This is a genomic window from Enterobacter sp. SORGH_AS_0287, from assembly GCF_031453695.1.
In the GTDB taxonomy this organism is placed as follows: domain Bacteria; phylum Pseudomonadota; class Gammaproteobacteria; order Enterobacterales; family Enterobacteriaceae; genus Enterobacter; species Enterobacter ludwigii.
The window spans coordinates 128222-153144 of sequence record NZ_JAVIZW010000002.1; the positions used below are offsets into that span (position 1 = coordinate 128222).

Consider the following 24923-nt stretch of genomic DNA (forward strand, 5'->3'; position numbering starts at 1 on the left):
GGATGAGGGGACAGGTACCCATTTTTGGGTTGAATTTGCTGGACCTATGCTGACTCTCAGTGCGGTTTACGAAGAGTGAGTGCCTGCTCACATCAGGATGCGAAACACTCGAATTTAAGGGCTACCTGTACAGTGAAAGCGATCTCAGCATTTATCACGGACCGGGAGATCTTTCTGGCTGATATACAGTGGCTTCAAAATCTGGACGATCACGACGGAGTGAGAGCACGCTTTCAGGAAAACCGAGGGGATGTCACCCGACATGACGTCGTCATGGACAGTATATTAATACTGGATAAGCGTAAGGGTTACCCGGTGTGGTTATTTTCGCCTTTGGTCTCAGATAATGTGCCCGGCGCAGAAGACGCCTCTTGACGGGCCGTTTCCTTTTGCCTTACTTCATCAAATTCTTTTTTTTCGGTCTGATAGGCCTGAGACAGATGAGCCGTGTCAGCCGTTATTTCTGCCTGCCTGGCATTAATAGCCTGCTGGGCAGTCTCAAGTGATGTCCGGGAGCCATGATCGTGCGCAGTAACGTCAGCCTCCAGACTGCCATCGTCGCGGGCACCCTCAACCGCGGCCGTCTGAAGGATCTCATGCTGACGCGTGTTGAAATCATTACGGATTTTCTGCGGGAGCACGCCGGTCGGCGCGGATGAACCCGCCTCTTGTGTCGTGAGTTCCTGCCCCTTCCGGTATGCGGCAACAAGTTGTGGCATCATTCTTTCCTGCACAAATTGCGCGGCAAGCTGTTCGCGTTTTTCGCGCGCCTGTGGTGAGGAAACATCGGTCAGAATCGCATCGGCATCCGGCACCCTCTGCTTCACGTACTCCACAAATTCCTGCGTGGCATGACTGCGTATCGCCGCACTGTGATTTTCTACAAAGCTTGCGAGCCGGGCAGACTCCAGAGACCGGGTTTGTGTGTCGCTGAACTGGGTTGCCTGAGTGCGAATGTCACTGAACGTCGCGGCCATCTGGTTGAGCAGTGAACCGGAAGCATTTTCGGTGTGGCTGCTGTTATCGGTGACGCGGTGGCTGGTGATGACATCCATACCATGGCGTATATCCCTCAGATCCTGAACGCTGAAATCCTGTGACTGACCCTGGCGATGGCTGATTTCGCTGCTGACGCCATGGCTGGTTCCGCGTTGCCCGCTGGCATCCACTCTGGAATGCACATCCGCACCTGCGCTCGCCCCGGTGCCGAGACGGGCCAGTTTGCCAAAAATCTCATCACCGGAATCAATTTTCGCGTACGCACCCGCCCCGGCGCTGAGTGCGAGATGCTGACTTTTCTCCATCGCCGCCCGGAGGGCCTCCGACTCGCTGACGTGATTGTCGCGGGCATAGCGTGAGACCACGCTCTGAAGCTGGCTGATCGCCTGCGCATCGCTGGTACTGATGCTCTGGTCTGTCCCCTGGCTGACAGTATCGCTGTGGCCACGCTGGCGTGCCCACTGTGACAGCTGGGATACCCCTGAGTTAATTGTTTGTCCCAGCGAGGTCGTCAGATTGTGCAACTGCCCTTGTGCCTCACGCTCCTGGCGCTGAAATCCACTCACCGCGGCGCGATCCAGCTGAATATCGACAGGCAGACACGAAATCGCGGTACTGGTGTCGTAGACTGAACTGCCATCCTGGGTCTGGCTGGCCATCGCGCCATTTGCCAGCTGAGTGGTCGCCATCCCGCTGCGTCGGACATAGTTCGTATCCCATTTATTCCCCGCCACATTATCCGTTTGCAGATTATTGAATGCCCATACGCCGTCACCGGCACGCGCGGCTTCAGATGAAGCGGTGCTGTTCATGGCCGTCCCCAGGTAATTGCCCGCCTGCGATACGACGCTGCCCAGCCCTTTGACCAGCCCCATAGCCAGAAACGGGATAGACAGCGACAGCCAGCCGGCAATGGCACCGATATCGGCATGGGTCTGCTGAATAACGGACAGATTTGCCAGGGAGAAACTGAGAGAGTGAGTTTTACTGGTCAGCCATGCACTGACGGCATAGTTCAGGATGGCAAACATAGGTCCCCAGGCCTGGAGATAAATCAGGGTGAAGAGAAACCCTTTGAGTACCTGAAGCGTCAGAGAATGAAGGGTCGCCAGCAGAATAATCACGGGAAAGAGGCCGATCACCATCGCCAGCAGGACGGTGTTCATCAGCGGCAGATACGTCGTGGCGATACTGCCGGAGGTAACCTGACTCAGACGCATTTTGGCGTAGGATGACTGCGTGGCGAGGTTAATCAGCCCGGCGGCATCCCCGTTATGCGCGCTGTAGGTTGAAATGCCCTGTTTAAGACCATTCATCACCACCGCAGACCGCATGATCTGACTCGCCGTTGCCCCCCCGCTGTAATAGTAATTATAGCTGTCTGCCATCAGCGTACCGAACAGGGCGCTGCTGTTCGCTCTGGCGCCGGTAATCCGGGAAACGTAATACTCCCAGGTTTTACCGCCTGACATGGTATCGGCATTCAACTGGGTTTTCAGTACTTGACTGGCCAGCGCCTCACAGGTCCAGAAACCTTCCCGGTTTGCAAGAGTATTACCCGCGGGCACCATCACGCCGCGCAATGGGCTGGGCCGGCTGAAAATGAGCGAATAGGGATCTGTGCTCGTCATGAGAGCCTGAAAGGAGTACTTGTGGTTAAGCAATATGTCACCCACCACGCAGTTTCGGACATAGGCTGTAAACAGTTCAGCCAGGTCACCGTTGCGGAACATGAAATCCGTGGCCGCTCCCACCAGATTTGCGCCAAACAACATGCCGGTTTTACTGTACGTTACCGAATCCGGGACGTGGTATACCGTCTCAAACGCCTCTGTCAGTGCCGTCCCCAGGGTTGTTATAAATTTTGCGGGGGCGGCCAGCCCGAGCGGGACATGCTCAACGGTATGAATACTGGAGGCATCCGAACGATCGATGATTTGTACAGTGCGTTTAGGGACCATCAGAATGCTGGTTAGCAGGAGAAACGCCATCAGAAATTTAATGACCTCCAGCGGATCCTGCCCCCGGAGATAGAAGGAGAATAACACCATCGCGGACATCAGCGCGGCGATCCGAAACATGGAGGACCACTCTGTGGTGCCCGTCAGCGTCGCGACGCCGTTAAAAACAGTCCCGAGGAACTCTCCTCCGGTCAGGACATAGACCGTATCCATCAGAGTCCCCCCTCATTCCCGCTGAAACGATAGTTCTGCTGGTAGCGTTCCAGCAGCTGGCTGGACGTTGCCTGCCGCAGGTAGTTCATTTGCCGGTCCAGCTCGATGAGCGCATCGGCTTTGGTCTGCACCTGTTGCTGAAGGGCCTCCACCTGGGCCGAGGCTTCGGTGACATTTTTACGCAATGCCACCATCTGAGGGTCGGGATAGTTTCTGCTGCTCATCTGCATTCTGGCCTGATCGACAAGCTCTTTCAGGTATTGCAGAAGCATGTCATAGGCTATGTAATCTGACAGTCCGGACAGCATATTCACATTCAGATCCAGCTGCATAGGATCGATGAGATAGCGCAATACCGGTACTGATGTGCTCTGGATGAACCCCTTTTCTGTCTCTGTCAGCCCGTCATCCGTGCGCAATTTGTCGCGGATCCCCGCAATCAGGGTTTCGACCTTTCTGACCAGCGCATTGTTTGCACTGACTGTAACGTACCCTGTCTTCGTTTTCAGACAGTCACCCTGCGAAACACACCGCTGGATCTGAACGCCACCACCATACATAAGCGCCCGAATCAGGTCAGGATGGTCGACCAGAGGAACCAGCACAGAAGGCGTCCCGTTACCATCGTAAATGAGGGTCCCGGTCAGATTCATCACCAGCTCCTTCAGCTCGGGATCGTCGCCGAACATGGCATTGCTGCTGAGAATTTCCCACATCAGATTTTTACTGCGCAGAACCTGATCTTTCTCCTGGGGGCTCGCGTTAGTCATGACGTGGCCCATCTCTCCACCTACGGTGCATCCCTGACGGGAGGCCGCCCAGTCTGCAAATAAATTATGATCGCCGGCGATATCCTGGCAGACCTTCTGTTGCGACACCTGTGTACGAGGCCAGAGGCCGCCGATGATTCCCTGTGCTGCCTGACAGCTGGAGATATTCATGCTGTTGAGGTCTGTTGCGATCTTTTGCAGATAGTCTTTGGCGTCCTTGAGTTCCGGCGCCACCGTCTGTAAGGCAAGATCGAAAAAATACCCCTGCGAATTGGCCATCAGGTTTTTCACAAACTGCTGCAGCTGATCGCTGTTGATGAAGGAAAATGCACCGAGGTAAGCGTCAATCCCGCCACACCCCGCCGTCAGTGATGGCGGAGTCAATGACATCACCTGAATCTGTTTGACCTGACTACGCAAAAACAGATTTCCTCCCGTGACATAGCCTGCGGCCTGCCCCTGCCAGGCTGCAGCCCTGGTCGCATTCCCTTCAAACCCCAGTTTATTGAAGAACGTATTCAGGTCACTGTCCACGCTGGCAAAGGCTGAAGTGCTCGCGGCAACGATCAGCGATCCGGCGAGAATGATTTTCATCATGATGGTTATCTCTGCTGCATGAGGGTCGACGATGGCATAGCGAAGCATGGCCCGCCGAACGTGAAGCCGAAGCTGAGGGATAAACTCGATCGACTAGTCCGGTGAAGCGTTCAGGATCTGAGTAATACGCTGCTTTATTGCAGGCATGTCTGCTATGCCGAGCGCCAGCGGCCATGCCTGAAGGGTATTCACGTTCACAAGGAATGTCGCCGGCGTCACGACGGGTTGCCCATCGCCATAGAATGCCTCAATCACCGTCTGCGGAGCCGGAATAGCCGCGGGAAAACTGGCATCGCCAAGACCGTCAAGGGTATACGGGAAGACTTTCAGTCCGGTTTGCAGGGACAGCTGCGCCAGTTGCGGATCGAATTGCTGACAGAAATGGCACCCTCCCTGCATGAACAACACAATCTGGTAGCCCCTCTGAAGAGGCTGAGGCTGAGGATTGAGAGCATCAGGCGGTGGATCTTGATGCTCATCACGGTAGCGTATGACGTCAGGGCTGAGGAGAAGTGCGCTCCTCTGCCCGGATTCGGCGTTTCCTGCCTCCAGCACCCGACGCACATCCCGTGTAGTAGCGTGGAGACAACATGCGCCACTGGCAAGGATCAGGAGGGCCATTTTGCCCCAACGGAATAACACCATTCACCTCCTTTCTGTTCCAGAGTGTGTTCAGTACTGTGCCTTAAAGTCCGTTGCCACATCGAGAAAACGTCGGGCGAGATCGTCCTGCGTCATAAAACCGTATACCAGCGGCTGAACATGCCCCTTCTTCGGGTCAACCAGCATGACGGCAGGAAGGTAACTGACGCCCAGACGTCGCGCCTGTCCATTGTCCGCTCGCGTCTGAGGGAGCGCCTCGCTGCGCGTGCCATCCACACTCACCGGGATAAGCGACAGGCCGTACTGCGTGGTAAATTCTTTCACGCTGGCGGCCATGAGGCTGTCGACCTGATTATGCCCGCGATAAAACAGAAAAAGCCCGTAGCGCTGACCCAGCGAATGGATGGCTATTCTCTGCCTCTGGTGACTCTCATTTTGCTGCAGAGTGGCCGTGCTGTTATAGCGGCTGTGCTCAAGGTTGTAATCCAGCGCCGGATAATCCAGCAGGGCTTTTTTGGCCGTCTGCGTGAACTGGCCGGAAAGACGTACCAGATAAGCCTGCAGACGCAAAAAATCTGCCGCGTGCTGTTCCGAAGGTGAAAGAATGGCGCGGTAAAGTCGCTGTTGCGTCAGCTTTTTCAACAGGGCCATCTGCAGGGTCGGAGAAAGGCGGCTGAGGGGAATGTTCTCCTGAGTATCTGCCTCGTCTTCAGGGCGGGGTTCGTTGTACCAGTGCCAGCCCACAATGGGTCGGTCAACATAGGTATTTATGGTGGCAGGTCCCATGGTGGTGTCCCCGCCCTTCGCAACAGGGACGTTCACAAAGATGAGCAGCCCAACCAAAAAGAGCTTCACTGAGCACCGTCCTTCATTTTGTCTGTGATTTGCTGTTTTATCCGTTCGATCAGGAACCGGTCTTCCGGAAGCGTGGTGCCATTCTCAAGATCATCATAAAAATCAGCAAAGTTAATGGCCCTGAAATCAAGATGCTGTAGCTCAGCCACGCTCAGCCCCCGGCAGTCGGGTGATTCCCCGCGCCCGAATCCTTTCCCAAGCTGCCCTCGTCGCCCCTGCTCCTGAATGATTTTTGCGAGCTTACTGTCAAACTGGCAGTACCCTTCTTTCCTCTCGGTGCAGACCGCCCAGGACTTTGTGCGCGCAGTATCCCCCGACATAGATGGTCAACTTCCGTGCTTTCGCCTGGCCCAGCGCCTTTTCCTCCGAACTGCAACTGGCAAGCCCCGTATCCTGCCCCCAGCCGCTATCCCTGCAGCAGTTACTGAATCCAGCCATGGCTTTACGACAACTAATGGCCTTGCCGGTGAAGGCCGACACGTTCATGCTGTTCAGTTGAGCCACGTCCTTTCCTGCAGCGGCCAGTGCCGCAAGACCAGATACGGCGGAGCGAAAATCAGCGTTCGCGTTGTTTTCAGCGTGATCGCAGCTGCCGTCTGCACACACCAGCTCGCCCCCACACAGGTGCGCTGTGCTGCGGGTGTGTTTCTCACAGGAGAAGACCACATGTTCACGCAGACAGGTATCACTGAGCGATGCAATACAGGCAATACTGCCCACAGTGCAGGCGGGATTTTTCATGTAGGGTTCGCAGGTACCGCTATCCGGCGATTGTGAAATATAGGTATCGGTGTACTGCCAGCAATCGCTTTGCAAGGTAACTGGCTGTCCGTTAATGATAAAGGTTCGGTTTCCGCCCGGCGAAGTACACACGCTGCCGGTTTTGACCTGCTCAGACGGATCAAAGGGACAGGTCTCCGTCCACACCACGTCCGGCACCCACTTTTTCTCTCTGACCTGCATCTCGAGCGTGAGGCTCATTTGACCGTCAGAGCCATTTTTCAACCAGTTCAGGGTCTTCCGGGCATAATTCTGGCAGCGGGACGGATTCCCGCGCAGACAGTTTTGATTTTCAATCTCTCCAGCCGGGGAGAATCGATCCTGACTGAGGGTTGCCCCCGTCGCACCGATTAAGACCCATGAGTTCTCCTTTTTCGCCACGGAATCTTCGTTCACTCCCCACCAGCGCATGCGGTAGGAGAGATTTCTGTCAGTAAAATGCAGGGTAAGCGTGGCACGGATCACCGTTCCTGATGCGGGTGCACGAAACTGAAATGTCACGCGTTTGTCGCCATCGTAGCGGTAGACAAAATCGTTATTGCGCATGCTGAACGTTTTCGTGATAACGATATCTTCGGCGTGTCCCCCGCCCGGTCCGGCATTTCGGGTGCAGGTAAGCTCTACAGCAGGCGTGCGCTCACAGGTAAAACGGGTAATCTGCGTGTTATTGATCTCGACGTCGCGACACTGCGTGTCGGTGTCCTGCGTCAGGCTCTCCGCCTTATCCTCAACCTCCAGCGAGCCGTGGATAAAGGGAGCATCCGTTGAAATCCGGTCTGGTGGACGATGCTTGATCACATCCAGCAGGGCTTTGCCTGCCTCAGTGTGATTCATCTCCCGGGTACCCTTACTGTCAAGCGCACTATTCTGGTCTGCCGTTATCCCACCATACAATTTCGACTGTTCCGGGCTATCCGTAAAGCCGGGGATTAATGCCGCCGGATCGGCATTTTTCAGGGTATCCAGTCCTTTTCCCTTTACATCGCTGGCGTAATTTGAAGCTTCGTCATACTGCGAATTTGCCAGGGCGCATGCGCAGCAAAAGATGCCGGCAAGGACGCTTAATAGGGGTTTCATTTGTCCTCCCGTATTCCAGCCAGAAACTGTCGGGCAACGTTGCGACACTCTCCTTCTTCAGCAATGCGTGCCAGCGCCTCCTTTATTCGGAGATTGCCGGTTAAGCGGTCATACCCGGCCTCACAGGTCACCACCAGGGCGGGCACCGCGCTGATGTCATAACGTTCAAACAACAGGGGATCAATCTGAACACCGCCGGCATTTTCTGTCCGTATGAGTTTAAAAAGCACCCGTACCGTTTCGTGAAAATCATTATTGATAAGACCATTGACCAGCACGGGAACATGAAGATGGCTGGCCTGCGCTATCATCAGCTTCAGGCCATCGCGCGGCACAGAAAAAGAGAGAAAATACAGTATCTGGCGCGCATCTTCCTCAGCGGCTGGCCGAAACGGTTTCCCGGCGACGGTCGCATTCGGTGAAAAGACAACGGGTGGTCGGAGAGCCCGCGCCTGTGGGATCGGGTGGAGTAATCGCAGGGGGTCATCCAGGCTCAGAGCCTGCGCACAGGTACCGGTCAGCAGCCCGCCAGACAGCAGGATAACGATCATATTTTTCATGAGGAGATCTCAAAGAAAAACGCAGTTGCGTTTGCGCCAGATGAGGTAACCGAAGTTCTGTCGGCTGGCCGGTGTGGCATGGCCAGCTTCCCAGGCCATCACGGTTCGGCCAAAGGGGTGACACCGTGCCGAATCGGGGTACATATTCACCATCTGATACCGGAAGCGGTCTTTTGGCATGACCGGAGAGGGGTATTCAAAACACACTTTATTGTTCTGCCCCACACTGTTCATGATCATGCCCTGACGGTGCAGTTTGTATGCCATGCGTTCTGACAGCAGCACACTGGCTGCCTGCGGGCTGGCCTGGTCAGGGACAAACCCCGTGAAAGGATAAAGACTCCCGTGTGAACCGGCACACCAGAAAAGGGAGTTGAGGGGCATGGATACCGCGCTGGCCAGGGCATCCGCAGCACAGGCCCCCTGAGCGACGGGGTTCGCGAACAGAAACGCCTCGGGAGACAGTACCGACGCCAGCGAACTGTCATTCCAGGTCGGGTCCAGTTCGGAAAGATACCCGATGTCCATATCGCCCCCCTGCATACACCCAAGATCGGTAATAATATTGAGCCACCAGGTCAGCGGATATTTGTACCAGTGGACGTGATAAAACGCGGCAGTATCATCCCCACCCTGACGTTTTCCACCACCACTGCCAAGTTTGCCGGCAGAGATACTGAATCCGCCCAGATTCACCATACAGTAAGGAGCCCGGGTAACGTCAGTGAGTGCAAAGGGTTCCCAGTACCCAATCGCAATACCAATACGATAAAGCTCACTCATCGGACAGATCTGTACAGGACTGGAGGGATTTTCCGTATCCGGTTCATTGCCAGCCGCAACCGCTACATTACCAATCGTCAGGGGGAAAAGGCACCGCCAGCAGATGTCGGTGATCGGATTGACAAAATGTCCCTGACACTCCGGCGCAGAGGCACGTACTGTCGCTCCGGTACTGAGTAATGCCACCAGCGCCAGGACGGATAATGTGTCTTTCATTCGCGTCTCCTCTCGATGTCAAACCTGACGAGGTCAGGGTGCAACAGACGTTCTCTCTCCTTGTTCCGCTGTTCCGCTGTTCCGCTGCGCGATGATGATGGTATTTTTTTATTCCTGAGGCAGTGCGGCGGACGTGATTTTCAGGCGTCGTCCGTCCTGTATGACCCTGGCCGGGATATACGTTAACTGCAGCCTGCGGGATATGACGCCCTGCTGATCGAAGTAAACCCGTGAAGCCAGGCTGTCCGAGGCCTCCCGCACGTTCCCGTTAACCAGGATGATTTTGTAATAGGGTGTGGAAGGCTTCTGGGCCTTCATCCAGGCGATCTGGCGCTTATCATCGCCATCGATAAAATAGAGCGTGAGATTCAGGGAAAGTGTGTCGAGGGGATTGATGCGATCGCCCTGATGAACGAAGATGTGATGCTGTGCGTCCGCAATGTCCTGCTCCGCGGTAAAAGTGGGATCATACCAGGAGACATGTTCCCGGGAGTCGGCTCTCAGGCCAGGTACCGGAACCGGACGAAGTGCATGTGCTTCCACCCGCTGCGCAAACTGCTGCTCCAGCGCAGAGAGCGTCCCGTTGTTCATCATTGTCGCCAGTCGCGTCTGGATAAACGCGAGAAAACTCTGTTCCGCAACCGGCCAGGTATCACCCCAGGTCCCCAGATCTTTCGCCTGAGACAGGGGCAAAAGCCCGACCAGTAAAAATATAGCGATAAGGCTGTCTCTCATCGTATTTCTCATGATTGCCTGCCTCTGGACCGAGGCCCGGATGATGTTCAGGGAACAAGCTCACGATTGATGGCGTGAACAGGCTTGTTCACGACCGGTAACGCAGTTTTTCGTAACCTGTGTGATGACAAAAAGGCGCCGTTGTCATCAACGGAGCAGATCTGGCTTTCTCATCATGGACGCTGACGTGCAGACGCTGCCGACATGCGTTTCGCCACGTCCGCCTGAATCTCCGGTGTAATATCCGGCGCACCGGCGACCACCGCCGGTGCCACCAGGATGATCACGTCATGATGTCGTTGCCAGTCAGTTAATGCACCGTTGAGTGCAGCATTGAAACGGCCCGTGGTTTTTTTTACCGCCTCCTCTCCGGGATGTTGATGGCTCAACTGAGCCATAAAGCTGTTCACCGTGCCCTGCATATCAAAGGTCACCACCTCCTGCTGTCGCGAACAGAAAATTCTCACCGTAAGCCACGCGTTCAGGAGAAGCAGAATGCCACTGACAGCCGCCACTGACGTGACGATACGTCGCCAGCTGCGTTGCTGGCGTCGCAACCGTATGCATTTTGTTATCGGGATCTCTGTTGCATCCATTTCTGGAGTAACTCCATTTCATCAGGATACTTGTGGCAGGCCAGACGCCACACTGTCTCGGCAACACTGTTCCCCTCGCGCAGGCTCTGCTCACGATATTCAAAATCTTTACCGTCTGAGGAGGACATCACCCGACTGAGCGGGTCGAGAAGCAAACGGTGATAAGAAACCTGACCGGCGACACGCAGCATAAAGGCACTGAAATGGGCATCTTTGGCAGACGGGAAACCTTCAATGATGCTCTGTTCAGCAGGGCTAAACTGCCCTTCATTTGTCTGGTTATATTTGCGAAACGCCTCAAGATTCTGACGAAGCAGGATCTTGAAGGACGAATTCGACCAGGCTGCCTTGGCTGCGACACTGGCCTTTTCACCATCAAAATCTTCAATACCCTGTGTGATAGTGATATAGGCGCCGCCGTATTTCCTGGCCGTTCGGTAGCCGTTTTCAATAAAGTCGCCGATAAAACCGCTCTCACTTGCGAGCAGTTTCCAGGCTTCATCAATGATGGCCGCCTTACGTTCACTGCGTGGCGACAGGAACATGCGCTGTTCGACATAAATCATCATGGAAAACATGATGGCGGCCAGAAGATCGGGTTTGTTCTTGAGTTTGCCCATCTCCAGTACACAAAACCGAACCGAATCATCCAGCGCCGGGTTTGGGCTGTTGAAATACTCTCCGTATATGCCGCCGGTGGTGTATTTGTGCAGGGATACAATAATTTCTTCCATCCGGTTTCGTACGGTATCGGCCGTACGATACTGTTCGGATAAAACCAGCGTCTTAAGATGCGCGACGACATCATCGATTAGCGCCGCATTTCTTTTTTCCATCCAGACGCTTTGCACGGCGTTCAGAAGAATGGATTTGGTGGTATCGCCAACACCACCTGACGGGCACGACAAAACCAAAAGTAAATCGCGAATACTTTCCGCCGATTCAACAATATTCACGACCCCTGCAAACGGGTTAAATTTCAGCTCGGTGGCGTCGACATACACGCCCCCCACATTGGCACACAATGTTTTATAGGAATCCCCCATGTCGAAAACCCATGCCCGTCCTTCGCTCTCGAGGATCTGGCGAATAAGGGTTTGCATGAGGAAGGATTTACCGCCACCTGACGTCCCGCATATACCCAGGTTATAGTTGTCATTACCCAGCCCGGAGTCACTGTCAAAAAGATCCAGAAACGAGAGCTGGTTGCGATAAGAGGGGATCGGCACGCCTCTGGAGCAGATCCGGTTGTCCGCGACAACGGGCATCAGATTCGCCACATTGAACGCCTCCGCCCTCAGCGTAGCGCCACTGCGCTTCATATCACTCCATAACCCTTCCGGCATCATGAATGGAAACAGCGCGAGGTAATTACGCATCTGCATAAACATTGGGGGGCACAACACAATCCCGTTGGCACGAAAGGTATTGTTTAACGCCAGCTCGCACATCAATGCTTTTTCGTCATCATCCTCACAAAACAGCGTGACGCTCAGGCTGTAACGCGCCAGCGCCGACTGTCCTTTCGAGAGGCGGGAGCGCAACCCATCCCATTCCCGGGCCGCCGCTTTTACGCCGGGCACCCATTTGCCGAAGGGAGAGTTTGCACGCTTGTCGTTAGTGGCAAATTTGCGCAGCGCTTCGTTCTGACTTTTTGCCTGAGGTTCCAGCTCCGTCGTCAGGGTGATGGCGAAGGGACAGGGTACGGTTGATCCGGGATCAAGGAGGTTACTGAGGTTATTTCCCGCCTGCCACAAGGCAAACTGTTCCGGGTTTTTCTCCGGCATGAAACTCATTATACGCGTGGAGATTCGTTGACCGTTGGCCGCTGACAGGCTCTGTCGAAGACTGTCTGCCCTGACCTCAAGCGTGATTGAGGGCTCAACACATTGTGCGTTCAGTTCTTCATAAGGATCCACCTTACGGGACGGTGGCGTGACCTGGTCGTGACGATAATTGATCAATTCACGTACCAGCCCCAGTAATCCTCCATCATTGACCAGCACAGAATGCAGGCGGACAGCAAAGAGAGATTGCTGCAGGATACTCAGTGTTTGGCCAAGCGAGCTGAAGACGCGGTCATCGAGACGACGACATTCTTCTGCGTAGCTGATAAACAGACGGTAATTACGTAGCGAGAGTGGATATCCTTTGTTGTTTGGCAGACCATAGAGGGCGCCACGCTCATAAAATGCGCGGGTTATGCGTGCAAATTTGTCCGCATGTTCACCCCGCCAGCTCATCCCCGTCAGGCCCGTATCCAGCATATCACTGACGCATTTACTCCCCAGAAGCAGCACGCTGAAGGGTCTTTCACGGGGAAGCTTATTGCGCAAAAAATTGTCCAGGGCATCCACAATGCTCTCATTCGCACCGATAAGCGGTGTACATTCGAGAACAAATCCGACGGTAGTGCTGTTGATGAACATACCTGTTTCAGGGTCGAAATGCCGGTAGGGAAGCATGCTGAGCAATGAGGGGTAGGCCATCTCCTTCAGCACTGCGCCCGCTTCCGGTGCTCCGTCCTTGATGTGCCAGCCGGTAAGCATGCGTCGGAAAAATTCATTATAAAGAGTCATTTTCTGTACCCAATCCAGTGGTCAGGTACTGCAACGAATGAGACGACAGAAGGAGCATGATAAACGTCATCATCATCTACCCAGGCCGCAATCCACAGACGCGCAATAACCGGGCCGGCTCTCCCGGGCAGCGTCGCGCGGGTCTGCGTGTTTGAGACCATGACAACGTCTGACCCGCGGGATGAATACCCTCCCTTACCTGCCAATATGCCGGGAATGGACGAAGATGGCTTCAACGATGGCATGTCAGAGATCTCCGGTATGCTGGTTTCCACTTTTCTGTTGGCCTCAGCTGGCAGGTGCCGGGCTAACTGGTTGGCGTCTTCCATGGTCAGGCAGCGATCGTGTGCCAGCGATTGGCAGTCAAAATCCGTATTCATTCCAGCGCAGCCTGAAAGCAGGCAAATACCTGTAAGCATCGCAGTCAGATTACTGGTCATAACTGGGTCCTGTGGGCTGAACAACGTTGTGAAGAATGAGGGCAGAAATCGCGTGAAGGTATGGGAAGAGTGCGGGCTTTCCGGCATTGCATACACATACAGTCCATCGGAAACCGAATCCGCTCCTGTTTCAACACGGCCGTGAAGTGGCTCTCCGGATAGCAGCCTTATTTCCACGTAGCCGTTGACGGGTTCGCCGTTCCAACGGCGTCACCCAGTTTTAGCTCGTTTAACACCTCTTTCGTGATGCTGATGCCATTATCTGAAGACGTTTCTGGTGGTGTCTGTCGGGTTGGTTTTGCGTCCTCTCCATCGACATACCTGAGCTGAAAACCTTCCTGAAACACAACAGAAACGGAGACGCCTGCCCCGACAGGGATGACGGGGTGATATTGTTCAGCACGCTTGATGAAATATTCCGACAGGGTTTTCCCTGCCTGGGAGGTCCCCCCGCCCAGACCCGCGCGAGCAACTTCTCCGCTCGTTACGCTGTGTGAGGAGCCAAGACCGACCGTCGTTGACCCGACACTGGACATGGCGCTTCCCATGGCATCAATGGCTCCGCCGGCAAAAGCAAACCCGACTATTTTACCGTTACGTATCACGGGCGTCGCACGGATGCCGTTTTTGCCCATAAAAGAGATATGACCTTTGATTTTCTGATCGATGATCCGGTTATGGATTTGGCATGACAACCGATCGGTGCGCAACAACGCTCTTTCGCTGGAGATGTCGCCATACGCGGCGGCCGTCACGAAGCAACCGCGCAGATCATATTCACCGTCATTCGGCAGAATCACTTTCCCCGTCAAACGAAACTGCATGGGAGAGGAGGCACTCTCCCCAGTGACCGATGCATTAGCATCAGCGCCTTCAATCACCGTCGCCGGGGCAAAACTGCCAGAAGGGATATAAGGCAGAGTGTGACGTTTACTGTTGGTACGGCTGTATCCGACGGTCATGGTTGATAGCTCAGATGGGTGCTGTGCACGGCCTGAGTTCACCGTCTGGTTCATCGGGAGCCCCGGATAAAATGCTGTTGGGGGAGGCACTGATGCTGGTAAGGATGTGCCGACAGGAAGTTGAGGTTCGGCCCTGTCATCCCGCAGTTTGAGCGTATCGGCATGATTTTCTGAACGCAGTGAGTCCATCTGCATCTGGAGATGTTTTAATGCATCGTTTTGCATCTGTACCGTTTTCCGGTACACCTCATTTTCTCCGGTGATCTTCGTCAGCTGCAGCTCAAACTGGTTCAGTTTTTTGTCCACCTCAGATGCCGTGTGCTGCAGGTCAGCGACTGCGCTTTCACTGACCTTTTTGCCAAAGGTGGTAGAGGTAACCGCCCCGGTCATATCCGGGACAGGTTTAACTGGCTGATTTTGTCCCGGTGCGGCCCGGGAAGGGGATCCAATGTACCAGGCTACAATACCTGCGCCTGCAAGACCCAGTAATAGTGCCACCAGCAAAGCCATCTGCTTGTTGCGCGTCATCACATTAATATTGGTCACGATGCGCCTTCTTATCCTCATTCTCACCTGAGGCAGTCATCCATACAGAAGCATTTTCGTCAGGCATTAATCGGGTTTTGAAAGGATAAATCATCACGGCGCGAACGCCTTTTGCCTGAAACAGCTTCTCAGTGAACGCCACCACGTGACGTTTGGTATTGCGGACATCCAGCCGATAGAGACGCAGCTCTCCACCGCTCCACATGTCCACCGGCTCCACCCTGAGTCCGGCAGTTAACTGAAGCCGTGGCATGGCGACGACTGGAGCCTTCAGAAAACCCTGCGGCGCCTCCCCTTTCAGAACGGCCTTCTGTATATCGGTCAGCAAATGGAGGTAAGGCTGCGATCTCTCCCATTGACGGGTGGACTCATTTTGCGCAGGTGTATCGGAAATGAAATGCAGCACCCGGCCCTGTCTTTTCTGGGGCAGCCCGATAACCGAGACCGTCAGTCCCCCTGCCGTGCGTAAGAAAAATGTGAAGGGCCTTGTTTGCGTGGTCATGAGTACAACCCCCCCGTTCGCCTGTCCCTGCGCCTTGTTGGCATTGACAAACATGCCCTGAACACTGTCGACAGCAATAATACGGTCCCCCGGCACGACAAACAGATTGGGATCGGTGTTGCTGATCGCGATTCTGACCTGGCTGTCAGGTCCGACGGGAATATCAACAGGGGGCAGGGATACGGGACTGGCATGAACCTGGAAATTCCCGCTGGCGGCTAAAAACAGCCCGAACTTAATGTAACGCAGACACATTTGTCTTCTCCCTGAATGCTTTGATGGTGACCATCCCCCGGCGATAACGGAGTTCCAGCCTGAGAGTCTTCTCTTCAGGCAGTTGCTTACGACTGCCTATCCATTGCTGAACAGTGCCATGAATATCCACCATGCCCGCGGACGGGTAAGTATCCAGACCTGAGAGATAGAATGCCGAGGTGACGTTATTATCAATGACCCGCTGGGCTTCTTCCGCCAGGACGTCCTGCATGGCAGGACGTGTCTCATTGTCGAAGAATCGCAGCAATGCCTGATGATTGGCCTTAACCGATTCAGGAGAAACGTTGTAGCGAAGCAACACTAACGATTCGGCGATCTGCTCGAGATAGCTCGCATCCGTTCGGTTACGGGACAGCGTAAAGGATGCATCCAGTCCCATCGGAATATAGGTTTCCTCATGGCTGTTAATCAGGGCATCGATCTGTAACCAAGCCAGCGTATTGCCACTCAGGGAGATGACAAGCAGCCCCAGGAGCATGACAAATGCGAGCGAGGTGTAACGCCCCATAAAGCGGTGCGCCTTCAGTTCCACACTCTCCCTCCTACGGTTTACTCAGCGAAGCCACAACCGGTATGACGAATCAGGTATTAATTTGTATCTGCCGTTGAAAAGAATCGAAGGAAAAGACCAGTAGCAAAGGTTAAATAACCAGGTGGAACCTTTGCCTTTTTTGAAATGTTTTAATCCCGTCCAGAGTATGACTGACATGATCAGGCCAGTGACATATTGTCCCGTATAAAAGCCCCATGCCATGGGGCAAAATACCGCGAGCGTTTCGTCTGTGGGTAATCCCACGGGACCTGACCGTTCATTCAGGGTCTGGGGAAAAATAAAGCGAGCAGCACGCGTTTCATTCATGACGGTTGGCCAGATTATCAGCCACCCGACCGGGCGGAAATAATGGCAAACACCACTTTTGTGACCACGATGAATACCGGTATAAAAAGGAAAGTAGCCGGATTGTGGTTACGCAGGTAGAGCAGAAAAACCAGTACCGCTTCAGCCAGCATGAAGTAGTACATCATTGTGGAATCCGGACCAAACGTATCCTGAGCGTCTGCTTTGCCTGCAGAAGTCAGATCTTCAGCGTGAACCATGCCCCGTGCGGCAAGCCAGAGTAGTAGCGAAACCGCAAGATATTTTAACACCACTGGTGCCAGATGACGGTTAGGCCACCTCGGGTAAAGGGACATCACCCCAGCCATACCGCATAAAAACCTGAACCTTTCAGGCAGCCAGGCTAAACGCTCTTCACGCTGTTTATGCAACGTCTTAACCATATTTTTTCCTCAAACAGGGTTAACAGGAGATCATATTTCTCTCGTCAGGAAAGTCATTTCTGCGCAATATTTTTTGCTCCAGGACGCTACCGCCCCAGGATGTCAAACCTGTCGTGGGGAGAACACACCCGACAACTACTGCGACAAAAGAACTCCCCTTTTTTCCTGAACGCATAACGTCATACCCGGAAAAAAACTCGCCGGATATAATTTAAACCCAGGTAATCGACGTGTTTTCGCTAATCACTAAAATCGTTACCAACGCTTATTCATTATGATAAAAACAGCACGAATAAAAAGTTAGACGGGTGTCGAGTGATAATAACCCCATAGTGCCATTGACTGAGTCTGAAGTTAACGCGTCCTCATATCTTCGTTATTCGTAGTGAGGAAAATCAATATTCTCATCCCAAAAACCATTGTCTTTTATAAAAAACATTCTTTATTCAATAATAATCATTCTAAAAGATGTTGAATCGGAAAGAGGGCGTTTTTAACGCATAAGTTTTAAGACAGGCTACGGACAGTTACACTATGAAGGGAAAAGGTTATTCATAGTCTGATGATGGCAGGTGATGAAATCAATTTTTCTGGAATACGATTGATCCATTTATACTCTTCCGCCGCACTTAACAATCCCTCACGATTAAAAACACCTAACTTTGCATAAACATTTCTGGCTTTGTTTTCCACAGTTTTAGGGCTTACTCCCTTATAAGCCGCAATTTTTCTGATTGAGCATCCGCAAATAATCATCCATGCTGTTTCCCATTCTCCTGGCGTGACTCTGGCCAGCGCTTTCTGTTCGGATAACGTTATCAGACTGGTCCTCTTCCTTGTCGGTAATGCTCCGGGCAGCAGAGACGAAAACCAATCTATACGTTGATTACATTCCGCCAGATCGGCCAGAAAAACCATCACACCTCCCCTGTTTTTGTATTCGCAGGGCATTAAGGTCATGATGAAAGCTCTGACGCCGTTAACATCGCAGAAAATGTTCCAGACCAAAAGATTGATTGTCTTTTTTTGTTCAGTAACCAGTGATTCAAAACTGTGTATAATTTCACTATTTCTGTCCGCAATTTCTGTTACGTAATACGCAGGAAGATCAGAATCAAAAGTGATCCCAGGGGGTAGGAAGCGAGAAATAAATCCCTCGCTGGCATCGACAATGTGATGGCAGGAATCTTTAATGTACCAGCACTTTATGTAACGCTTGTGAAAAAAATAAATATCACGATAAAGCTGTTGAGCTTCGGTTTCATCTTGTGGGTCTTTCTGCGCCTGCATATTCAGCTCCTCAAACATCGATAATGACAACGCCACTTTTTGCTAATCATCACTTAATATCATTCTAATCCGTGTTTGTGCCTGTGATTTCAACCAGTCAATCAGACTGGCGTAATTGTTTCGGGTATCGGCCTTAATATCTTGAATATCAAACATAAGTTTCAAAATCTGCTGCGCCACAAGCCGTGACTTGACGGCCTCCGTCATGATTTCCTGCTGAATTTTATCCTGCTTACAAAGTGTCTCATCCTCTCTTTTTTCTTTAGCACTGCGATAGACTCTTATCCCTAATTCGAGCATTTCTGAGCAAACGCTTGAGATATTTGCTTCAGCATGAGTGTCACCTTCCTCGCGTCGCTCATTCACAATCGCGAGAATGCTATTCAGGGTTCTCTGTTTCATATATACATTTTGCCGCGGCATCACCCTTACCTCGTCAGAGAAAATGCACATGAATAAGGTTCAAATGGTGTCATAGAAAAAACCATCGCCTCATTCACAGTAAACAAATGTATCACTTATGCAGTGCTACTGTATTTATCCTAACACTTTAATTTTTATTAATTAGCCATTATAAAACCACACCCCGGCACTCTATAAGCGATTATACAGCCCTTATTCGGCCAATATACTGAAGAATAAGGCTCTGCTTCAAAGAATAATTTTTAAGCTAATGAATGCAAATGTTAATCTCGAAAATCATTTATTTGCGTGGGGTGTGCTGTAAAGTGAATGAGGAGCGCCATACACCTGAGCATATGTTCGGGATGGTTTACACCCTCCCCTGATATGAAGAATTGAGGAAAAATGGTCAGAGCAACTGCATTCATCCTGTCAGTCCTTCTGCCGGGTCCCCTTTATGCTGGAGACTGTTTCGAGCGTGCCGGAAGAGACTACCAAATAGATCCCGACCTTATCAGGGCGGTAGCCTGGAACGAATCTCACTTCCATAACAGCGTAACAGGAAGGAATCCGGTTTCGGGTTATGGTTCAGGCTTAATGCAGATAGATTCCCAGCATTTTCCTGAACTGAAAAAATATGGCATCTCCCCACAGCGACTTCTGCAGGACCCATGTCTTAATGTCTACACGGGAACCTATTATCTGGCAAAAGCGTTTCAGAAATGGGGAGTGAGCTGGCAGGCTGTCGGGGCCTACAACGCCGGTTTTCAACATTCGGCCAGACAAGCGATGCGGCGATACGCCTATGCCAGCAGGATAGCAAGAACCTACAGAGTCATAAAGACCATGCGGTCGGACGATGACGAATAAAAACAACATCTGAAAAGTAACATTCCGTTCTCAGGGAGATTGACTCAGCAATGATTTAACCGGGAAGAAAACCAGGCATATGGCCTCCACATGAATATCTCACAACATCAGGAGACCGTAAAAATTGCCTCCCTTTTCTTTCATTAAAATTGCAGAAAAAATGAGCATTAGTGCCATAGGTAAATTACGCGCTCGACAAAAGAAGCCCATATTTAGTGAGCGTCAACTCATTAATATTTCGTTAATGAAAAAAACCTCAGTTCTGTGCGGTACAGGGTATTTCATATGCAAACATACAGGATAATATGTCCATGTATAAAGCAGACGCGCCAGTGATTTGTGAAGATAGGGCGAGTTGCGGCCATTGTTGTTCACGATGATGAAAGCTTTTCCAGCAAAAATACCCCTCAAGTACTCAGCATACGAATGATGTTTAAACGCGCGCCAGGACTCATTTAAAAGGCCATTGCCAGATGAAACGTAATCTCACCAGTTTACTGTATTTTGTCACGGTTGCCCGCGAGCGAAGCTTTACCCGTGCAGCGGCACAGCTTGGTGTCAGTCAACCCGCGTTGAGTCACGGGATTGCTGAACTCGAAAAAAGCACCAATATCCCCTTGCTCTTAAGAACTACCCGTCGGGTTACGCCGACCAAAAGCGGCCAGTGTTTACTGCATGCCATCGGATCGCACGTTGATGAAATACAGTCAGAACTGAATAAACTTAGCGACTTACACATTCAGTATGACCGAACACTCAGGATCAACTGCGCCTCGCTTCTGGTGAGCCCTGTGCTGATGAGAAAGCTAAATCATTTTATTACGGCGAATCCGGAACTTCGTATCGAGTTAGGCAATACGGATCATCCCGAAGCGTTCGCCGGAGAAGCATTCGATGCATATATAAGACTGGGCCCGGGTAAGCGTAAAGAGTGGAACAGTCACCCTGTCAGTCCCCCTGTCAGAATGGCGGTCGTGGGTTCGACAACCTATTTTGGTCGTCATAACGAACCCGAACGGCCGCAGGACTTGTTCGCACATCAGTGCATCCAGTTGATGAAGAATGGGGAGAGGCAAACCAGCCGGTGGTGTTTTAAAAAAGGTGAATTTAAACAGGATACTCATGTCGACGGGCCGATACGGTGTCAGTCTCCTGCCCATCTGATTACTGCCGTCTTATCCGGTGCGGGACTGGGGTATCTGCCAGAAGGAGATGTCCTTCCCTTTATTGAGAAAGGACAAATGAAGAGGGTGCTGGAGGACTGGTGTGAGCCTTTACCCGGCTACTACCTCTGCTATTCGGCATATAAGAAGGCATCAGAGCCTTTGTTGAAGCTCATCGACTCGCTGGTTGAGAAGTCGCAAAGTTAGGCATTAGCGTCGAACGTCCGGCGATGACTGTCGGCACTGTAAATCCTGCAGCCAGAGCAGGTGAAGCCCTGTATCGCAGGGCTTCACCTCTTAGCACGCCATCAGGAATCGATGTGCTTTACTGGCGGCGCTGGCCGCCTGAAAAATATAGCGTTTATCGTCCTTCAGCGATTTCAGCCACGACGCAATATAGCTTTCGTGCTGGACCTCTCCACTCACGCCCAGGTCAGCCATCAAAAATGCGCAGCCCAGCTCAGCGATCAGTTCTTCAAACGCATAGCTCTCTGAACCAAATTTGCCCCCCTTCTCGCGGTCAAGGCGGCTTGCTGCGCCCGTCCAGTGAACCAGTTCATGCAGTCCAGTCGCGTAAAAGTTCGCGGCATCTGTGAACAGATGGCGTTCAGGTAGCCAGATTTCATCTGTTGAAGGCTGATAATACGCCCGTTGGCCGCGTTCGTTAATATTTGCGCCAGTGCGCTGAAAAAGCGCTTCAGCCTCTGGCAGTGGATCAAACCCGGTCACTGCCTGCGGGCTGATTTCGTCGTCCAGGTTAAGCCCGTCTGTCTGCTCGATGTTGAACACGGTGAAGGTTTTCAGCATCGGGATCCGCTCCAGCTCGCCGGCATCGTTTTCTTTCTCCAGCGTCTTATAAAAAATGCCGGTTGTGCCGGTTTCACCCTTACGAACCCGTGCGCCCTGCTCTGTGGCCTGATGGTAAGTCAGCCAGCGTGGATCCTGAAAGCCATGTTTTGCCGCACTGCACCACAGCAACATGATATTCATCCCGGTGTAGGCCTTGCCGGTACTGAAATTCGACGGAATACCCGACACTGCGCTGTTATGTTTCCACGGACATACCCAAGGCTTAACCCCCCTTTCCAGGGCCTCGATAATGCTGTTGGTTACCGTCTGGTATACATCCGTTTTTGTTCTGATTTTGTCTTTACACCCTTTCGTTTTTGAGGAGCCTGACGGCTCCAGCGGGGATACGCTGGTCGCCTGTGCGGCAACAGGGGCGGTTGTTTGGGTATGCAGGTTCATCGTCATGGCAGTTTCTCCTTTAGTGTGAATTTCGTCTTCGTATCGCCTGACGGTTCGTCTTCCCCGGAGTCGTTCTGGCCCGCAAGGGCGCGTAGCGTGCTATTTACCCTTGCGGGCCGGGTTGAGACGGGGGACGATTACCGGAAGCCTGATACGAAGGAGAAAGGCAACACAGGAGAAAATGACGGGATGCATACCCGGGCTTACCGCCCCTTATGCTGCGCGGGTGAAATGTGATTCATCCTGATGCTGATTCAGGGATGGCCGCCCAAAGGGCCGAGATACGAAGCAGGTCGATGCGCACAGAACGCAAGCAAAAAACGGAAACGCTGCTGCCCGAAAAACTGATTGGTTAAAAAAGACAACGATGGCGGGTTCGACGCAGATAAGAATGTCGCCAAAAATGCCCTGCGGATGGTCTGTTGGGGTCGTAAAAACGTCCTGTTCTTCGGCTCTGACCAAATGGTGAGCGGGCAGCACTATTGTAGAGGCTGAACGGGAGGAGCAAATACGACACAGAATGCTTTCTCCGCTATGTGCCTGATGGCATACCCGACTGGCCATTCAACCGATTCAGCGAGCACCGGCTTCGGCGCCTCACACGGCCAACGGGATAAGGCATCTCCATCCTGTACGTTGACCTTTATCTTCACCATGAGAAGAGGTTGAGGCGTTCTCACACTGACCAGGCCCGTCCCCCGCCACGACGATCATGTTGCTGCATGGTGGTGACGCTTGTATGGCCCATTGCACCTTTCATCGTAACGCATGGTTTTATCCCTTACCGGGGATACAGCTGATTTTATCCCCGGTAAGGGATAATAAAGGTTATATCCCTGATAAGGGATAAAACCTTTATCTGTTTGCAGAGAGTCAAGCCCTCATCCATTTAGCGCAACGGGCGGTTAAACCAGACGTGCATGTAGCTTAGTCATGGACCGGGTAATCGACTCAACAACCTCAACTGAAAAACCGGCGGGCAAAGATTCTGATACCCTCTGTAAAGCTGCAGGCACGTTCTTAGCGAAGAAGTCCAGGATCTCATCCATTTCACTTTTCCGGAAGTTCACTTCATCCGCTAAGGCGAAGAAGTGTCGGGGGTAGATCTGGTTGATTTCATACTTCCGTCCCTTGGTTGCTTTGAGGCTCATTGCAAGTTTGAGGTCGCCAATATGCAAACCTCGTCCACCCAGCACGGGGAACGCAGAGATAATGTCGTAAAACGGGGTTAGCCGGTAACTTCCACCTGCCTCAATAAAAACAGAAAAATTCTTGGCATGCCCGTCAGTCGCACCAAGCAGCCACTGGAAAACCTGAAATTTCATAAAATTAAAACGGTCCTCGAGTGCATTACTCGAGCCAAGCAGGAACGCCATTATCTCAGGGATCCCAGGACCACCATCAGATTCATACTTAACCGAGGAAGGCAGACCGAACACCTGACACATATCTTCCTGGGGAAGACGTAATAACATCGAGTGTTCTCTGTTCCACCGCCGATCAAAACGCTCAACGGCTAATGCTCTTATACAACCTGCATTGATGATTTCGGCATCCGGAACGTCAATGCCCAGTGCCATGGCTAACGCGAGACAAAAATACTCATTATCAACGCTTTCACTCAGATCGAGGGTCGCGCTGGGCTGGTGTATTTCACCAATGGGTAATTTGATGATATGACTGGTTGGGGTGATCCCCCTCGGAATACACCAATCCCTGTCGATTTTGAGAAGGGCGGTTTTTTCCTGTGCGCCTGCAACGGATATGCGAAAATCGTCCTCCCCGTTAATCATACCGAGGGGAATATCGGACTGATACGAACTCAGAATTGCTTCAAGCCGGTTCTCATTCAATCTCTCCCATGACATCACCGGCGCCGGAGTGTGTTCTCCCTGAGGAAGCAATGTGACGGCCCCGACGCTGTCACGCCCGATCTCGGCTAACAAATCGAACGGCTGCCTGGATGATGTCTGATAGCGTCTTACGATGCGGTCCCGGATAGCAGGATTATCGGGGAGCAGATTATCGAAATAATTAATGACTGCGTCAGACGTTATCGTGCCAAACTGTAAGGGAAGAGACAGAGATATGGGCCTGGCATAGCGGTTGTACAGCCATTCCCGGTCATATCTGAATGTATGCGCCCCGTTCGCAAGTTTCGTGAGTTCTCCGACCCGTTCGTTATTCATCCATGTTGTGAGCACAGGCATTACCAGTCCACCTCCTTCTGGCGGGAATGAGGCTCCCCATTCTGTATGTCGTGCTTTTCATAGAGCACCAGAGACATTTCAAGCGCCTGAATCAGTTTAAAAAATGTTTTAATCGTTGTTTTATCAGGATTATTTTCAAAATTTGAAATCGTAGCCTGCTTGATGCCGATTCTCGCGGCCAGTTCAGTTTGAGTAAGTCCATGTTTCTGGCGGGTTAGTTTGAGGTGATTAGCTAATTGTTTGGGGCTGTAAATTGCGAGTGTATTCATGGTACCGCTGCTCCAGTAAAATTATCCCCACAAACGGATAACGTAATGTTTATCCTTTTGTGGGGATAATGTCAAAGCTTAGTTAACTCTTAAAGCATTCGGTTTTTTTGAACTACCTGATTAATTACTCCTCTTTTATC

General features: G+C 52.2%; 25 protein-coding genes. 3 read left to right on the plus strand and 22 right to left on the minus strand.

Going from position 1 to position 24923, the window contains the following annotated elements; all coding sequences use genetic code 11:
- Window positions 1-308: 308 nt before the first annotated feature.
- The 19 genes from traG to QE396_RS23180 all read right to left on the minus strand — a co-directional run bounded on the left by traG (window position 309) and on the right by QE396_RS23180 (window position 19074).
- The gene (gene traG, locus QE396_RS23090; RefSeq protein WP_309952849.1) at window positions 309-3173 is read right to left on the minus strand and encodes a conjugal transfer mating-pair stabilization protein TraG; all 2865 of its coding nucleotides are present in this window, start codon (window positions 3171-3173) and stop codon (window positions 309-311) included.
- Window positions 3173-4540 (minus strand): conjugal transfer pilus assembly protein TraH, encoded by a 1368-nt coding sequence (gene traH, locus QE396_RS23095; protein ID WP_104440548.1) that lies wholly within the window; start codon window positions 4538-4540, stop codon window positions 3173-3175. The genes traG and traH overlap by 1 nt, the downstream gene beginning before the upstream one ends.
- Window positions 4541-4633: 93 nt before the next feature.
- Window positions 4634-5185 carry a type-F conjugative transfer system pilin assembly thiol-disulfide isomerase TrbB gene (trbB, locus tag QE396_RS23100; RefSeq protein WP_185791734.1) on the minus strand — a complete coding sequence of 184 codons (552 nt, stop codon included), beginning with the start codon at window positions 5183-5185 and terminating at the stop codon, window positions 4634-4636.
- Window positions 5186-5212: 27 nt separating this feature from the next.
- Window positions 5213-5998 (minus strand): type-F conjugative transfer system pilin assembly protein TraF, encoded by a 786-nt coding sequence (traF, locus tag QE396_RS23105; protein WP_309952853.1) that lies wholly within the window; start codon window positions 5996-5998, stop codon window positions 5213-5215.
- On the minus strand, window positions 5995-6147 hold the full coding sequence (locus tag QE396_RS23110; RefSeq protein ID WP_309952933.1) for a hypothetical protein: 153 nt from the start codon (window positions 6145-6147) through the stop codon (window positions 5995-5997). The genes traF and QE396_RS23110 overlap by 4 nt, the downstream gene beginning before the upstream one ends.
- Window positions 6148-6244: 97 nt before the next feature.
- Window positions 6245-7855 (minus strand): conjugal transfer protein TraN, encoded by a 1611-nt coding sequence (locus QE396_RS23115; RefSeq protein ID WP_309952856.1) that lies wholly within the window; start codon window positions 7853-7855, stop codon window positions 6245-6247.
- A complete protein-coding gene (gene trbC, locus QE396_RS23120; protein ID WP_185791736.1) occupies window positions 7852-8415 on the minus strand; it encodes a type-F conjugative transfer system pilin assembly protein TrbC in 564 nt (187 codons plus the stop codon). Before trbC ends, QE396_RS23115 begins: the two co-directional genes overlap by 4 nt.
- Before the next feature lie 9 nt (window positions 8416-8424).
- Window positions 8425-9414 (minus strand): conjugal transfer pilus assembly protein TraU, encoded by a 990-nt coding sequence (traU, locus tag QE396_RS23125; protein WP_185791737.1) that lies wholly within the window; start codon window positions 9412-9414, stop codon window positions 8425-8427.
- Between the two features lie 108 nt (window positions 9415-9522).
- A complete protein-coding gene (gene traW / locus QE396_RS23130) occupies window positions 9523-10161 on the minus strand; it encodes a type-F conjugative transfer system protein TraW (protein WP_234047625.1) in 639 nt (212 codons plus the stop codon).
- Between the two features lie 161 nt (window positions 10162-10322).
- Window positions 10323-10745 (minus strand): type-F conjugative transfer system protein TrbI, encoded by a 423-nt coding sequence (gene trbI / locus QE396_RS23135; protein WP_104440553.1) that lies wholly within the window; start codon window positions 10743-10745, stop codon window positions 10323-10325.
- Window positions 10721-13324: a type IV secretion system protein TraC gene (gene traC / locus QE396_RS23140; protein ID WP_185791738.1), complete on the minus strand. Its 2604-nt coding sequence runs from the start codon at window positions 13322-13324 to the stop codon at window positions 10721-10723. The genes trbI and traC overlap by 25 nt, the downstream gene beginning before the upstream one ends.
- Window positions 13321-13764: a type IV conjugative transfer system lipoprotein TraV gene (traV, locus tag QE396_RS23145; RefSeq protein WP_185791739.1), complete on the minus strand. Its 444-nt coding sequence runs from the start codon at window positions 13762-13764 to the stop codon at window positions 13321-13323. The genes traC and traV overlap by 4 nt, the downstream gene beginning before the upstream one ends.
- A 167-nt stretch (window positions 13765-13931) precedes the next feature.
- The gene (locus QE396_RS23150; protein ID WP_185791740.1) at window positions 13932-15272 is read right to left on the minus strand and encodes a TrbI/VirB10 family protein; all 1341 of its coding nucleotides are present in this window, start codon (window positions 15270-15272) and stop codon (window positions 13932-13934) included.
- Window positions 15259-16029, minus strand: a complete 771-nt coding sequence (traK, locus tag QE396_RS23155) for a type-F conjugative transfer system secretin TraK (RefSeq protein ID WP_185791741.1) — start codon at window positions 16027-16029, stop codon at window positions 15259-15261. The genes QE396_RS23150 and traK overlap by 14 nt, the downstream gene beginning before the upstream one ends.
- A complete protein-coding gene (gene traE, locus QE396_RS23160; RefSeq protein ID WP_185791742.1) occupies window positions 16010-16582 on the minus strand; it encodes a type IV conjugative transfer system protein TraE in 573 nt (190 codons plus the stop codon). Before traE ends, traK begins: the two co-directional genes overlap by 20 nt.
- Before the next feature lie 21 nt (window positions 16583-16603).
- Window positions 16604-16909, minus strand: coding sequence for a type IV conjugative transfer system protein TraL (gene traL, locus QE396_RS23165; protein ID WP_104440559.1), 306 nt, complete (start codon window positions 16907-16909; stop codon window positions 16604-16606).
- Window positions 16910-16926: 17 nt separating this feature from the next.
- Entirely contained in the window at window positions 16927-17331 is a 405-nt protein-coding gene (locus tag QE396_RS23170) for a type IV conjugative transfer system pilin TraA (RefSeq protein WP_104440560.1), read from the minus strand.
- Between the two features lie 552 nt (window positions 17332-17883).
- A complete protein-coding gene (locus QE396_RS23175) occupies window positions 17884-18621 on the minus strand; it encodes a helix-turn-helix transcriptional regulator (protein ID WP_166673370.1) in 738 nt (245 codons plus the stop codon).
- A gap of 42 nt (window positions 18622-18663) precedes the next feature.
- Window positions 18664-19074 carry a relaxosome protein TraM gene (locus QE396_RS23180; protein WP_309952873.1) on the minus strand — a complete coding sequence of 137 codons (411 nt, stop codon included), beginning with the start codon at window positions 19072-19074 and terminating at the stop codon, window positions 18664-18666.
- Between the two features lie 354 nt (window positions 19075-19428).
- On the opposite strand from QE396_RS23180, the gene QE396_RS23185 reads away from it, so the two are divergent.
- Both QE396_RS23185 and QE396_RS23190 read left to right on the plus strand, forming a co-directional pair.
- Window positions 19429-19893 carry a transglycosylase SLT domain-containing protein gene (locus tag QE396_RS23185; protein ID WP_104440563.1) on the plus strand — a complete coding sequence of 155 codons (465 nt, stop codon included), beginning with the start codon at window positions 19429-19431 and terminating at the stop codon, window positions 19891-19893.
- A 473-nt stretch (window positions 19894-20366) separates the two neighbouring features.
- The gene (locus QE396_RS23190) at window positions 20367-21263 is read left to right on the plus strand and encodes a LysR family transcriptional regulator (RefSeq protein WP_104440564.1); all 897 of its coding nucleotides are present in this window, start codon (window positions 20367-20369) and stop codon (window positions 21261-21263) included.
- A 90-nt stretch (window positions 21264-21353) separates the two neighbouring features.
- On the opposite strand, the gene QE396_RS23195 is transcribed toward QE396_RS23190, so the two are convergent.
- Window positions 21354-22310: an ArdC family protein gene (locus tag QE396_RS23195; protein ID WP_185791744.1), complete on the minus strand. Its 957-nt coding sequence runs from the start codon at window positions 22308-22310 to the stop codon at window positions 21354-21356.
- Window positions 22311-22652: 342 nt separating this feature from the next.
- Between QE396_RS23195 and QE396_RS23555 the strand changes: the two genes are divergently transcribed.
- Window positions 22653-22799 carry a transposase gene (locus QE396_RS23555; RefSeq protein ID WP_185791745.1) on the plus strand — a complete coding sequence of 49 codons (147 nt, stop codon included), beginning with the start codon at window positions 22653-22655 and terminating at the stop codon, window positions 22797-22799.
- Between the two features lie 410 nt (window positions 22800-23209).
- Here the strand turns inward: QE396_RS23555 and QE396_RS23205 are convergent, their stop codons facing one another.
- Window positions 23210-24514 (minus strand): type II toxin-antitoxin system HipA family toxin, encoded by a 1305-nt coding sequence (locus tag QE396_RS23205; RefSeq protein ID WP_134179976.1) that lies wholly within the window; start codon window positions 24512-24514, stop codon window positions 23210-23212.
- Window positions 24514-24783: a type II toxin-antitoxin system antitoxin HipB gene (gene hipB, locus QE396_RS23210; protein ID WP_046889157.1), complete on the minus strand. Its 270-nt coding sequence runs from the start codon at window positions 24781-24783 to the stop codon at window positions 24514-24516. The genes QE396_RS23205 and hipB overlap by 1 nt, the downstream gene beginning before the upstream one ends.
- Window positions 24784-24923: the final 140 nt, after the last annotated feature.

Excerpts from the sequence above, each read along its gene's own strand:
- traG (WP_309952849.1), bottom strand. The coding sequence starts at position 3,173 with ATGGATACGGTCTATGTCCTGACCGGAGGAGAGTTCCTCGGGACTGTT.
- traH (WP_104440548.1), bottom strand. The coding sequence starts at position 4,540 with ATGATGAAAATCATTCTCGCCGGATCGCTGATCGTTGCCGCGAGCACT.
- trbB (WP_185791734.1), bottom strand. The coding sequence starts at position 5,185 with ATGGTGTTATTCCGTTGGGGCAAAATGGCCCTCCTGATCCTTGCCAGT.
- QE396_RS23115 (WP_309952856.1), bottom strand. The coding sequence starts at position 7,855 with ATGAAACCCCTATTAAGCGTCCTTGCCGGCATCTTTTGCTGCGCATGC.
- trbC (WP_185791736.1), bottom strand. The coding sequence starts at position 8,415 with ATGAAAAATATGATCGTTATCCTGCTGTCTGGCGGGCTGCTGACCGGT.
- traU (WP_185791737.1), bottom strand. The coding sequence starts at position 9,414 with ATGAAAGACACATTATCCGTCCTGGCGCTGGTGGCATTACTCAGTACC.
- traW (WP_234047625.1), bottom strand. The coding sequence starts at position 10,161 with ATGAGAAATACGATGAGAGACAGCCTTATCGCTATATTTTTACTGGTC.
- trbI (WP_104440553.1), bottom strand. The coding sequence starts at position 10,745 with ATGGATGCAACAGAGATCCCGATAACAAAATGCATACGGTTGCGACGC.
- traC (WP_185791738.1), bottom strand. The coding sequence starts at position 13,324 with ATGACTCTTTATAATGAATTTTTCCGACGCATGCTTACCGGCTGGCAC.
- traV (WP_185791739.1), bottom strand. The coding sequence starts at position 13,764 with ATGACCAGTAATCTGACTGCGATGCTTACAGGTATTTGCCTGCTTTCA.
- traK (WP_185791741.1), bottom strand. The coding sequence starts at position 16,029 with ATGTGTCTGCGTTACATTAAGTTCGGGCTGTTTTTAGCCGCCAGCGGG.
- traL (WP_104440559.1), bottom strand. The coding sequence starts at position 16,909 with ATGAATGAAACGCGTGCTGCTCGCTTTATTTTTCCCCAGACCCTGAAT.
- QE396_RS23170 (WP_104440560.1), bottom strand. The coding sequence starts at position 17,331 with ATGGTTAAGACGTTGCATAAACAGCGTGAAGAGCGTTTAGCCTGGCTG.
- QE396_RS23175 (WP_166673370.1), bottom strand. The coding sequence starts at position 18,621 with ATGCAGGCGCAGAAAGACCCACAAGATGAAACCGAAGCTCAACAGCTT.
- QE396_RS23180 (WP_309952873.1), bottom strand. The coding sequence starts at position 19,074 with ATGTGCATTTTCTCTGACGAGGTAAGGGTGATGCCGCGGCAAAATGTA.
- QE396_RS23185 (WP_104440563.1), top strand. The coding sequence starts at position 19,429 with ATGGTCAGAGCAACTGCATTCATCCTGTCAGTCCTTCTGCCGGGTCCC.
- QE396_RS23190 (WP_104440564.1), top strand. The coding sequence starts at position 20,367 with ATGAAACGTAATCTCACCAGTTTACTGTATTTTGTCACGGTTGCCCGC.
- QE396_RS23195 (WP_185791744.1), bottom strand. The coding sequence starts at position 22,310 with ATGACGATGAACCTGCATACCCAAACAACCGCCCCTGTTGCCGCACAG.
- QE396_RS23205 (WP_134179976.1), bottom strand. The coding sequence starts at position 24,514 with ATGCCTGTGCTCACAACATGGATGAATAACGAACGGGTCGGAGAACTC.
- hipB (WP_046889157.1), bottom strand. The coding sequence starts at position 24,783 with ATGAATACACTCGCAATTTACAGCCCCAAACAATTAGCTAATCACCTC.